Below are 9,950 nucleotides of genomic sequence, written 5' to 3'. Positions count from 1 at the left end.
GGCCTACGAGATCAACAAGAAGAACGAGGGCATCTACGCCGTCGTCGACTTCACCGCCGAGTCCAAGACCACCAACGAGCTCGACCGCCAGCTGAACCTCAGCGAGGCCGTCATGCGCACCGAGGTGAACCGCATGCGTCGCGAGATCGAGAAGGCCCACCTCGACCTCGAGGCCGAGCTCTCGGCCAAGCGCGACGAGGCCGAGCAGGAGCTGCTCACCGCGCACCAGGAGGCCGTGGCGCAGACGCAGAAGTTCCTCGACGACGCCAACGCCGAGCTCGCCGAGGCCGTCGCACGCACCTCCGAGAGCCGCGCCGAGGCCGACCGACTCGAGACCCACGTGCGCACCGAGATCGCGAAGATCCGCGACAAGGCCGACGAGGAGGCCCGCGACCGCGTGGCCGCCGCGCACGACCAGGCACGCAAGCTCATCGCCGACGCGGAGGAGCGCACCCGCGCGCTCGTCGCCGACGCAGAGGACCGGCTCTCGCAGATCAAGATCGAGCGCGATGCCGTGGCCGGCTACTTCGAGAGCCTTCGAGGCGTGCTGACGCAGGCCGAGCAGGTCGCCGCGCAGAGCACCCGCTGACGCGAGGCCGCGCCGCCTCCATGAGAATCCAGAACGCGTTCCGCTTCGGACTCGTCGGAACGCTCGGAGTCGGCGCAGGCCTGCTCATCCTGTTCTCGATCGCGAGCCTCGCGACGATCATCGCCTACGTGGGCGCGGCACTCTTCCTGGCCCTCGGCCTCGATCCGGCGATCAGCTGGCTCGAGCGCCGGGGGCTTCCCCGTTGGGCGGCCATCCTCATCGTGATGACCGGAGTGGGCCTGCTCGTCGCCGCGCTGGTGCTGGCCGTCGTGCCGATCGTGGTGGACCAGGTGAGCCAGCTCGTCGAGGAGATCCCGCTCATCGTGGATCGAGTGAACTCGCAGGAGTGGATCGAGAGCCTGAAGGACCAGTTCCCCCAGGTCCCCGTCGACGAGATCAGCCAGCAGGTCACCACGGCGGTCACCGACTTCTTCACGAACCCCGAGAAGCTGAGCGAGCTCGCCGGAGGCGTCCTCCAGGTCGCCGTCGCGATCGGCACGGGCCTCTTCGCGGTCGTGATCGTGTTCATCCTCACGCTGTACTTCGCGGCATCCCTCAACACCATGAAGCGCGGCACCTACCAGCTGGTGCCCGCCTCGAAGCGCGAACGCTTCGCCGACCTCACCGAGCAGATCACCCAGTCGGTCGGCCGCTACGTGCTCGGGCAGGCCGGGCTCGCAGCCTGCAACGGCATCGCGAGCTTCATCTTCCTGTCGATCATCCAAGCGCCGTTCCCCGCGGTGCTGGCCTTCCTCGCCTTCCTGTTCTCGCTCGTGCCGCTCGTCGGCACGCTGACGGGCTCGGTGCTCATCGTGCTCGTCTGCCTCATCCCCGGGCTCGGATCGCCGCTCACGGCGCTCGTCGCGGCGATCTACTACCTCGTCTACATGCAGGTCGAGGCATACGTGCTGAGCCCCCGCATCATGAACCGCGCCGTGAAGGTCCCGGGCGCGCTCGTCGTCATCGCGGCACTCGCCGGCGGCGCGCTCCTCGGCATCCTCGGAGCGCTGATCGCCATTCCCGTCGCGGCGTCGATCCTGCTGATCATCAAGCAGGTCGTCATTCCGCACCAGAACGAGCTCTGACCGGTTCGATCGCGTTCGCGCCCGGGCGAGCCGGCGCCGGATGTCGCGGTGCTCAGTCCGTCGGCGGCCAGGTCGTCGGCAGCGGCAGGGCCGACGGGTTGACCGCGGCGACGATCTCCTCGAGCACGCGCCGCGTCTGGGACTCCCCCACCCAGAGGTGCCGGCCGCCGGCGACGTCGACCCGGCGCAACCTGGGCAGGACGGCGAATCGCTCGGCCGCCTCGTCGGGCTTCAGGTAGTCGTCGTGCTCGGGAATCAGCGCCACCATCGGCGCCGAGGAGGCGTTCCAACGCCGCAACTCCTCCTGACTGGTGCGGTGCAGTGGAGGGGACAGCAGGATCGCGCCGGCGATGCCGTGTTCCAGCCCGTACTTGAGGGCGAGCTCGGTGCCGAACGACCATCCGACGAGCCACGGGGCGGGCAATCCCCGCTCGGCGACGAACGCCATCGCCGCCGCGACATCCGCTCGCTCGGCGACGCCCTCGCCGAAGGCGCCCTCGCTCGTGCCACGCGGTGACGATGTGCCCCGGGTGTTGAACCGCAGCACGGCGAGATCGGCCAGTGCGGGAAGCCGCGCTGCCGCCTTGCGCAGGATATGGGAGTCCATGAAGCCGCCCGCCGTCGGCAGCGGATGCAGCGTGACGAGGGTCGCCACGGGTGCACGGTCCACCGGGGTCGCCAGCTCGCCCACCAACCGCAGCCCGTCGGCCGTGCGCAGCTCGATGTCCTCCCGCACGGCGGGCAGCTCGACTCCGGCTCGGATCTGGACGGTGTCGGCGTGCGGGTCGTTCATCGGGCCTCGATCCTCCAGCAGTGGGTGTGCCAGTGCCGACGCGCGGCGAGATCGGCGGCGTCGCCGAGCACGCCGTCGGCGCGCCAGGTGACCAGGTGCGCCACGCCGGGTGCCACGTCCAGGCCGCAACCGGGGCAGACATACGCCTTCACGGCCTGCGCCTCGGAGACGGGCTGCACGTTCCAGTCGCGACCGCCACGCACCTCGGTGCGGCGCCATCCGGACGTGAGTCGTTCGACGTCGAGCTCTGCATGCGCTTCGCGAGCACGGGCCGCCCGACCGCGAGATCGGTTCGAGCGTGCCATGGTCCCAGTCTAAGCGGCGCGCGCGACGTGGGCCGCCGGGCGCAACGCGCTGAGCTCAGTACCAGCCGGAGTCCTGCGAGTGCGCCCACGCCCCGCAGGGAGTGCCGTAGCGGCCCTGGACGTACCCGAGGCCCCACTCGATCTGGGTGCCCGCGTTGGTCTCCCAGTCGGCGCCGGCCGTCGCCATCTTCGAACCGGGCAGCGCCTGCGGGATGCCGTAGGCGCCGCTCGACGCGTTGTAGGCGTTCACCCGCCAGCCCGACTCCTTGCTCCACAGGGCCACCAGGCAGTCGAACTCGCTGGAGGGCCATCCGCGCGCCGCGACCGCGCCGGCCGCGTACTCCTGCGCCGACCCCGGATCGGGCGTCACGGCAGGTGGAGCCCAGCCGCTGCCGGCCGACGTCGACGCCGGCGCGAGCTTGACCTCGGGCTTCTTCTCGACGACGTACGACTCCTTCGACACGTCGATCGTGTACTCGCCCTCCACGTCGATGGCCTGCACGTCGGCCCCGCCGAACCGTTCACCCGAGGCGGCGAAGTCGGGCGAGGCGGTCGCTCCCGAGAACGGGTCGACGACGTTCACGAGCAGGAAGCTCACGGACGCCAGGAACGCGAACACCGTGGTGGCGGACTGCTTCACGCGGCCCCGGCGCCTCGCGGGTGCTGGAGGATGCACGGATGCCGTCGATGCGTCGATGTCCGAGTGCCTGCCCACGATTCGTCGAGTGTATCGGAGCCCGTGCGACCGGGTCGAACGCCGGCTCAACGGACCGCGAGCATGACGTCGACGACGGCATCGAGCACGAGGTCCACCTGCGATTCGCGGTAGCCGCCGCGCTGCGTCGTGAAGACGACCGTGCGCACGTCGTCGATCGAGATGGGCCATCCGTCGCGGAAGTATCGCGTCAGCTTGTCGGCGAACCGGTCGACATCGCGCACCCGATAGCCGAGGGCGAGCGGACTCACGCGATCGAAGCGCTCGCCGGCCGGGCGGGCGAGTCGGTTGGAGACGACCTGCGCGGTCGTGCGCGCCTCGCTGAGCCACGCCTCGCTGCCGTGCAGCCTGGCGGCGACCTGACGCTCCTCGGCCGCGAACGCGTCCTCCAGCCGCTCCATCGCCGCGTCGACGTGCGCGGTCGAGTAGCCGCCCTTCTGCATGGCGAAGGCGGTGAGCCGGATCTTCTCCGACGTCAGCGGCGGGTCGCCGGGCTTCGCCGTGCCGTCATAGGCGCGGCGCGCCACCTGGAGGAACTCCTCGACCTGGGCGGTGTTGTATCCCAGTTGAGGCTTGCGGGCGCGAGGGAAGGTGGAGTCCACCGCACCATTATCGCGGACGCTCAACCGAAGATCCGGAAGGCGAGGAACGCCACTGCGGCGGAGGGCAGGATCGAGTCGAGGCGGTCGAGGAATCCCCCGTGCCCGGGCAGCCATGAGCTCATGTCCTTGATGCCGATGTCGCGCTTCACAAGCGACTCGACGAGGTCGCCGAGCGTCGCCGTGAGGAAGATCGCCGCCCCGAAGAGGAGCCCGAACCACCACGTGTTGCCGAGCATGAGCGTCGACAGCAGCAGTCCGGCGAGCACGCTCGCCGCCGCTCCCCCGGCGAAGCCCTCCCAGGTCTTCTTGGGGCTGATGACCGGGGCCATCGGGTGCTTGCCGAACATGAGCCCGAACGCGTACGCACCGACATCCGCCGCCACCGCGATGATGATGAACGCCAGGGTCCACCACTGTCCGCCGTCGGCCGCCGTGAGCACGATCGTGAAGGTCGCGAGGAGCACCACGTAGCCCTGCACGAACGCGCCGGCGGCGAGATCGCGGATGAGGCTCGTGCCCGTGCGCCGCTGCGAGGGGATCAGCTGCTCGACCAGACGCCAGAGCGTCACGAGCACGATTCCGCCGAGCACCGCGAGGAACTGCCCGCCCGCGCCGAGGTAGTACGACACCGGGATGGCGATCACCGCCGCAGCGACGGTGGGGATGCGCGGCACGTGGAAGTCGCCCTTGCGGAGGGCCTGCGCCAGCTCGTAGCTCGCGAAGCCGGCGAGCGGCAACGCGAACACCATGAAGAGCTCTTTGATGACGAGCAGGCTCAGCAGGAGCGCCCCGCCGAACGCGAGCCCGATGAGGATCGCCAGGATCAGGTTGCGGCCCGTGCGCGCCTGGATCTTCTCCTGGGCCTGGTCGAACTGCGCCTTCGAGGCCTCGAACTGCCGCTCGAGGTCGGCCCTGCGCGCCTGCACCTGCGCCTTGAAGTCATCTCGGGATGACCGGTCATGCCCTCCGGCGTCCGACTCGTCATCTCCCCCTGGAACGCCCGACATGGTGTTCCCTCAGACCTCGAGGAGTTCGGCTTCCTTGCGCTTCAGCGCGTCGTCGATGGCGTCGACGTTCGTCTTCGTGAGCTGCTCGAGCTCCTTCTCCGCACGCGACACCTCGTCGTCACCGACCTCGCCCTTCAGGGCGTCGAGGTCGTCCTTCGCCTTGCGGCGGATGTTGCGCACGGACACCCGGGCGTCCTCCGCCTTCGAGCGCACGATCTTGACGTACTCCCGGCGACGCTCCTCGGTGAGCTCGGGCAGGGTGACGCGGACGATGTTGCCGTCGTTCGTCGGGTTGGCGCCGAGGTTGGGCGTGTCTCGGATCGCCTGCTCGATGTCCTTCAGCGCACTCTTGTCGTAGGGGGTCACGACGAGGGTTCGGGCCTCGGGGTTCTGCAGCGACGCCAGCTGCGAGAGGGGCGTCGGCGTGCCGTAGTAGCTCACCATGATCTTCTGGAAGAGCTGGGGGTTCGCCCGACCGGTTCGCACCGACGCGAAGTCGTCCTTCGCGACCTCGACAGCCTTGTGCATTCGTGCGGTGGCATCGGACAGTACATCCGCGATCACGGGGGCTCCTTCTGTTCGCTACTCGGGACAGTCTATCGAGTGGTGGCGGGCACGCCGTTGCTGACGATCGTGCCGAGTTCGGCGCCGAGGATCGCCGCCGTGACGTTGCCCCGCGGTTCCATGCCGAAGACCTGCATCGGCATGCCGTTGTCCATGCAGAGGCTGAACGCGGTCGAGTCGACGACCTTCAGGCCACGCTGGAGCGCCTCCTGGTAGCTGATGCGGTCGATCTTGTGCGCGTCGGGATTGGTGCGCGGGTCGTCGGAGTAGACGCCGTCGACGCCGTTCTTCGCGACGAGCACGACATCGGCGTCGATCTCGAGCGCGCGCTGCGCGGCCACCGTGTCGGTGGAGAAGTACGGAAGGCCGGCGCCGGCGCCGAAGATCACGACGCGGCCCTTCTCGAGGTGGCGTTCGGCACGGCGCGGGATGTACGGCTCGGCGACCTGGGTCATCGAGATGGCGGACTGCACGCGCGTCTCCGCGCCGGCCTGCTCGAGGAAGTCCTGGAGGGCGAGCGAGTTCATGACGGTGCCGAGCATGCCCATGTAGTCGGCGCGGCCGCGGTCCATGCCGCGCTGCGAGAGCTCCGCGCCGCGGAAGAAGTTGCCCCCGCCAACGACGATCGCGATCTCGACCGTGCGCGCGGCATCGGCGATCTCTCGGGCCAGCGAGCTGACGACGTCGGGATTGACCCCGAGCTGCCCTCCGCCGAACGCCTCGCCCGACAGCTTCAGCATGACCCTGCGCCTGCGTTCCGTCATCCTCGCCCCAATCCTTCGTGCCCGTGTCAAAACTAGTGGTTCGCCGGCCTCGGCGCAGTGCCGGTGCCGGATGTCGCGCGGCCGTGCCGTTCGACGAGCGCATCGCTCGCGGCATCCGCGCATGGAAAAGGGAGCCCGGATCGCCGATGCGATCCGGGCTCCCTCACGACGTGCTACGCGCCGACCTTGAAGCGAGCGAAATCGCTCACGGTGAGGCCTGCGTCGGAGAGGACCTTGCTCACGGACAGCTTGTTGTCCTTCGCGTAGTCCTGCTCGAGCAGGGCCACCTGCTTGAAGTAGGCGCCCAGGCGACCCTCGATGATCTTCGGGAGGGCGGCCTCGGGCTTGCCCTCCTCGCGCGAGATCTGCTCGACGATCGCACGCTCCTTCTCGACCGACTCCGCCGGGACGTCCTCACGGGTGAGGTACTCGGGGTTGGCGAACGAGATGTGCTGCGCCACCGAGCGCGCGGTCTCCGCGTCGCTGCCGGCGTAGCCGAGCACGACGCCGACCTGCGGGGGCAGGTCCTTCGACGTCTTGTGCAGGTAGATCGAGAACTGCTCGCCGGTGACGAGGCGGACGCGGCGGAGCTCGACCTTCTCGCCGAGGATCGCCGCCTCCTCGCTGATCACGTCGGCGACGGTCTTGCCCTCGGCCGGAGCGGCCAGCGCGGCCTCGACGGTCGTGGCGCGCGCGGCGGCCACTGCGGCGAGGACGCGGTCGGCGAGGCCGACGAACTTGTCGCCCTTGGCGACGAAGTCGGTCTCGCAGGCGAGCTCGATCATGGTCGCGGTGCCGTCGCCGTTGTCGACGGCGGCGACGAGGCCCTCGGCGGTGGAGCGGTCAGCGCGCTTGGCGTTGCCCTTCGCGCCCTTCAGGCGGAGGATCTCGACCGCCTTGTCCATGTCGCCGTCGGCCTCGACGAGTGCGTTCTTCGTGTCGACCATGCCGGTGCCGAGGCGCTCGCGCAGGTTCTTGACGTCTTCGAGTGTGAAGTTGGCCATAGTGGGATGTCTCCTGGACTCGTGGTCGTAGGTGGAGTGGATTACTTGGTCTCGTCGGCCTCGACGGCGGCCTCTGCGGCAGCAGCGCCCTCGGCGTCGGCCTCGGACTCGGTCGTGGCCTCGACGACCTCGTCGATCGAGACGGCCTCGGCGACCTCGGCGACCTCTTCGGCCTCAGCGGTGGCGCCATCGACCTTGTCGGTCTCGGGCGACGACTGCTCGGGCGTCTGCGCCTGGAGGAGCTCCTGCTCCCACTCGGCGAGCGGCTCGACGGCGGACACGTTGCCCTCGGCCTCGGGCTTCTGGTGGCGCTCGATGAGGCCCTCGGCTGCGGCGTCGGCGATGATGCGGGTGAGCAGGCTCACCGAGCGGATCGCGTCGTCGTTGCCCGGGATGGGGTACTGGACCTCGTCGGGGTCGCAGTTGGTGTCGAGGATGCCGATGACGGGGATGCCGAGCTTCTTGGCCTCGTCGATCGCGAGGTGCTCCTTCTTGGTGTCGACCACCCAGAGGGCCGACGGCGTCTTCGACAGGTTGCGGATGCCGCCGAGCGACTTGTGCAGCTTGTCGAGCTCACGCTTCTTGATGAGGAGCTCCTTCTTGGTGAAGCCGCTCGTGGTGCCCTCGAAGTCGAGCTCCTCGAGCTCCTTCATGCGCGCGAGACGCTTGGAGACCGTCTGGAAGTTGGTGAGGAGGCCGCCGAGCCAGCGCTGGTTCACGTAGGGCTGGCCGACGCGCGTCGCCTGCTCGGCGATGGACTCCTGGGCCTGCTTCTTCGTGCCGACGAAGAGGATGGTGCCGCCGTGGGCGACCGTCTCTCGGACGAAGTCGTACGCCTTGTCGATGAAGGCGAGCGACTGCTGCAGGTCGATGATGTAGATGCCGGAACGCTCGGTGAAGATGAACCGCTTCATCTTCGGGTTCCAACGGCGGGTCTGGTGCCCGAAGTGCACGCCGCTGTCGAGCAGCTGGCGGATGGTGACGACGGCCATGAGCCGTACTCCTTTGTTCTCAGTTGACGCTCCGGCCGGCGGCCGTGAGCCCTGGTGCCCGGCACGGCTCCGCCTGCTCGAGCTCGGAAGAGCAGGAACGGGACTGAGTGGAGTCGGTGGCCGAATGGCACGCGTAGTCACCCCGGCAGGCCGAGGTGCTCCCGTTACTCTACCATCGGCACTCCCCCTCCCCAACCATGGGCGAGCTGGCGGTGGGCTTCCCGGGCGGAGCGATCGGCCTGGCCGCCCTCCGGGGACGCATGCTCGTCGGATGAGGAATCCCAGGGCAGCTCGACAGGCCGGCGCCGGACTCGCGATCGCCCTCGCCCTCCTCGCCACCGGAGCCTTCCCGGCGTCCGCCCTCGAATCGCGGCCCGGGGCCTCCGCTCTCCCCCGGGCAACTCCTATGCGCGACGACCCATGGCGCTGGCCCGTCCCTGCGCCGATCCGGGTGGTCGCGCCGTTCCGGGCACCGGCCACGCCGTACGCCGCGGGCCATCGGGGCATCGATCTCGCCGCGGAGGGCGGCGCCCTGGTCGTCGCTCCCGCCGACGGCGTGGTCGGCTTCGCCGGCCCGGTCGTGGACCGCGGGGTCATCGCCATCGACCACGGCGATGGTGTGGTGAGCGCCATCGAACCCGTCGAGGCGGTCGTGGCCGCGGGCACGAGCGTGCATGCCGGCGAGGTCGTGGGCCGCGTCGCGTCCGGCGGGCACTGCTCATCGGAGTGCGTGCACTTCGGGGTGCGCTCGGATGGCGAGTACGTGTCGCCGTTCCTGTTCCTCGGCGGGCTCCCCCGCGCCGTACTGCTGCCGCTCGATGGCGCGTGAGCGGCGGCGGCGGCGAGAGTCGAGAACGTCAGGCGCGCGGGTGCGCCGTCTGGTAGCTCTGCTTCAGGCGCTCCGCTGACACGTGCGTGTAGATCTGGGTCGTGCCGAGGCTCGCGTGCCCCAGGAACTCCTGCACCGCGCGCAGGTCGGCCCCGCCGTCGAGCAGGTGGGTCGCAGCGCTGTGCCGGAGCGCGTGCGGTCCGCTCGGGCCGGTGCCCGGAATCGCGGTGAGCAGGTCGGCGACCAGCCGGTGCACACTGCGCACCCCGAGCCTGGCGCCTCGCGCACCGAGGAAGACGGCGTGCGTCGGCGCCACGCCGGTCGCAGCGACGATCGCCGGCCTGGCATCGTCGATGTAGCGGTCGAGGGCGCGAGCGGCCGGCGCGCCGTAGGGGACGACGCGCTCCTTCGACCCCTTGCCCGTGACCCGCACGGTTCGACGGCGACGGTCCACGTCGTCCAGGTCGAGGCCGACGAGCTCGGAGACGCGCAGCGCCGAGGCGTACAGCAGTTCGGCGATCGCGGCATCTCGTACATCGAGGGGATCCCCGCCGGCGGCACGGTCGGCGAGCGCGGCGAGCGCCTCATCGAGCGCGCGCTCGGTCACCACACGCGGGAGCGTGCGCTGCGCCCGAGGCGCCTTGAGGCGCGCGCCCGGATCGGCGGGTATGAGGTCGCGTCGGTGCAGCCACGCGGTGAAG

13 protein-coding genes are annotated in these 9,950 nt (G+C 69.8%); 3 read left to right on the top strand and 10 right to left on the bottom strand.

Annotation, left to right across the window (positions count from 1 at the left end; translation table 11 throughout):
• Window positions 1-589, top strand: a 589-nt coding sequence (locus GH736_RS25720; RefSeq protein ID WP_407922339.1) for a 30S ribosomal protein S6, incomplete at its 5' end; no start/stop codon positions are given.
• A gap of 20 nt (window positions 590-609) precedes the next feature.
• Window positions 610-1,674 (top strand): AI-2E family transporter, encoded by a 1,065-nt coding sequence (locus tag GH736_RS10810; protein ID WP_159603096.1) that lies wholly within the window; start codon window positions 610-612, stop codon window positions 1,672-1,674.
• 52 nt (window positions 1,675-1,726) lie between these two features.
• Here the strand turns inward: GH736_RS10810 and GH736_RS10805 are convergent, their stop codons facing one another.
• The 9 genes from GH736_RS10805 to rpsB form a co-directional block, all read right to left on the bottom strand.
• Complete coding sequence (locus GH736_RS10805) at window positions 1,727-2,467, bottom strand: alpha/beta hydrolase (protein WP_159603094.1); 741 nt, start codon at window positions 2,465-2,467, stop codon at window positions 1,727-1,729.
• The gene (locus tag GH736_RS10800; RefSeq protein WP_159603092.1) at window positions 2,464-2,772 is read right to left on the bottom strand and encodes a hypothetical protein; all 309 of its coding nucleotides are present in this window, start codon (window positions 2,770-2,772) and stop codon (window positions 2,464-2,466) included. The genes GH736_RS10805 and GH736_RS10800 overlap by 4 nt, the downstream gene beginning before the upstream one ends.
• 55 nt (window positions 2,773-2,827) lie before the next feature.
• Window positions 2,828-3,412, bottom strand: a complete 585-nt coding sequence (locus GH736_RS10795) for an aggregation-promoting factor C-terminal-like domain-containing protein (protein ID WP_235933999.1) — start codon at window positions 3,410-3,412, stop codon at window positions 2,828-2,830.
• 122 nt (window positions 3,413-3,534) lie between these two features.
• Window positions 3,535-4,089, bottom strand: coding sequence for a DivIVA domain-containing protein (locus GH736_RS10790; protein ID WP_235933996.1), 555 nt, complete (start codon window positions 4,087-4,089; stop codon window positions 3,535-3,537).
• Between the two features lie 20 nt (window positions 4,090-4,109).
• A complete protein-coding gene (locus GH736_RS10785; protein ID WP_159603088.1) occupies window positions 4,110-5,096 on the bottom strand; it encodes a phosphatidate cytidylyltransferase in 987 nt (328 codons plus the stop codon).
• A gap of 9 nt (window positions 5,097-5,105) precedes the next feature.
• On the bottom strand, window positions 5,106-5,660 hold the full coding sequence (frr, locus tag GH736_RS10780) for a ribosome recycling factor (RefSeq protein ID WP_159603086.1): 555 nt from the start codon (window positions 5,658-5,660) through the stop codon (window positions 5,106-5,108).
• 32 nt (window positions 5,661-5,692) lie between these two features.
• Window positions 5,693-6,424, bottom strand: a complete 732-nt coding sequence (gene pyrH, locus GH736_RS10775) for a UMP kinase (RefSeq protein WP_159603084.1) — start codon at window positions 6,422-6,424, stop codon at window positions 5,693-5,695.
• Window positions 6,425-6,597: 173 nt separating this feature from the next.
• Window positions 6,598-7,428, bottom strand: a complete 831-nt coding sequence (tsf, locus tag GH736_RS10770; protein ID WP_159603082.1) for a translation elongation factor Ts — start codon at window positions 7,426-7,428, stop codon at window positions 6,598-6,600.
• A 41-nt stretch (window positions 7,429-7,469) separates the two neighbouring features.
• A complete protein-coding gene (gene rpsB / locus GH736_RS10765) occupies window positions 7,470-8,420 on the bottom strand; it encodes a 30S ribosomal protein S2 (RefSeq protein ID WP_159603080.1) in 951 nt (316 codons plus the stop codon).
• Window positions 8,421-8,691: 271 nt separating this feature from the next.
• On the opposite strand from rpsB, the gene GH736_RS10760 reads away from it, so the two are divergent.
• On the top strand, window positions 8,692-9,249 hold the full coding sequence (locus GH736_RS10760) for a murein hydrolase activator EnvC family protein (RefSeq protein WP_159603078.1): 558 nt from the start codon (window positions 8,692-8,694) through the stop codon (window positions 9,247-9,249).
• A 28-nt stretch (window positions 9,250-9,277) separates the two neighbouring features.
• Here GH736_RS10760 and GH736_RS10755 read toward each other — a convergent pair.
• Window positions 9,278-9,950: tyrosine-type recombinase/integrase (locus GH736_RS10755; RefSeq protein ID WP_159603076.1), on the bottom strand; the 673-nt coding region annotated here is incomplete at its 5' end.

The sequence above is a fragment of the Agromyces humi genome (genome assembly GCF_009720255.1).
Classification (GTDB): domain Bacteria; phylum Actinomycetota; class Actinomycetes; order Actinomycetales; family Microbacteriaceae; genus Agromyces; species Agromyces humi.
The sequence above is the reverse complement of the archived record's forward strand: the minus strand, read 5'-3'. Positions and strand labels throughout refer to the sequence as shown.

Bases quoted from the DNA above. Each gene is read 5' to 3' on its own strand.
- GH736_RS10810 (WP_159603096.1), top strand. From the start codon at position 610: ATGAGAATCCAGAACGCGTTCCGCTTCGGACTCGTCGGAACGCTCGGA.
- GH736_RS10805 (WP_159603094.1), bottom strand. From the start codon at position 2,467: ATGAACGACCCGCACGCCGACACCGTCCAGATCCGAGCCGGAGTCGAG.
- GH736_RS10800 (WP_159603092.1), bottom strand. From the start codon at position 2,772: ATGGCACGCTCGAACCGATCTCGCGGTCGGGCGGCCCGTGCTCGCGAA.
- GH736_RS10785 (WP_159603088.1), bottom strand. From the start codon at position 5,096: ATGTCGGGCGTTCCAGGGGGAGATGACGAGTCGGACGCCGGAGGGCAT.
- pyrH (WP_159603084.1), bottom strand. From the start codon at position 6,424: ATGACGGAACGCAGGCGCAGGGTCATGCTGAAGCTGTCGGGCGAGGCG.
- tsf (WP_159603082.1), bottom strand. From the start codon at position 7,428: ATGGCCAACTTCACACTCGAAGACGTCAAGAACCTGCGCGAGCGCCTC.
- rpsB (WP_159603080.1), bottom strand. From the start codon at position 8,420: ATGGCCGTCGTCACCATCCGCCAGCTGCTCGACAGCGGCGTGCACTTC.
- GH736_RS10760 (WP_159603078.1), top strand. From the start codon at position 8,692: ATGAGGAATCCCAGGGCAGCTCGACAGGCCGGCGCCGGACTCGCGATC.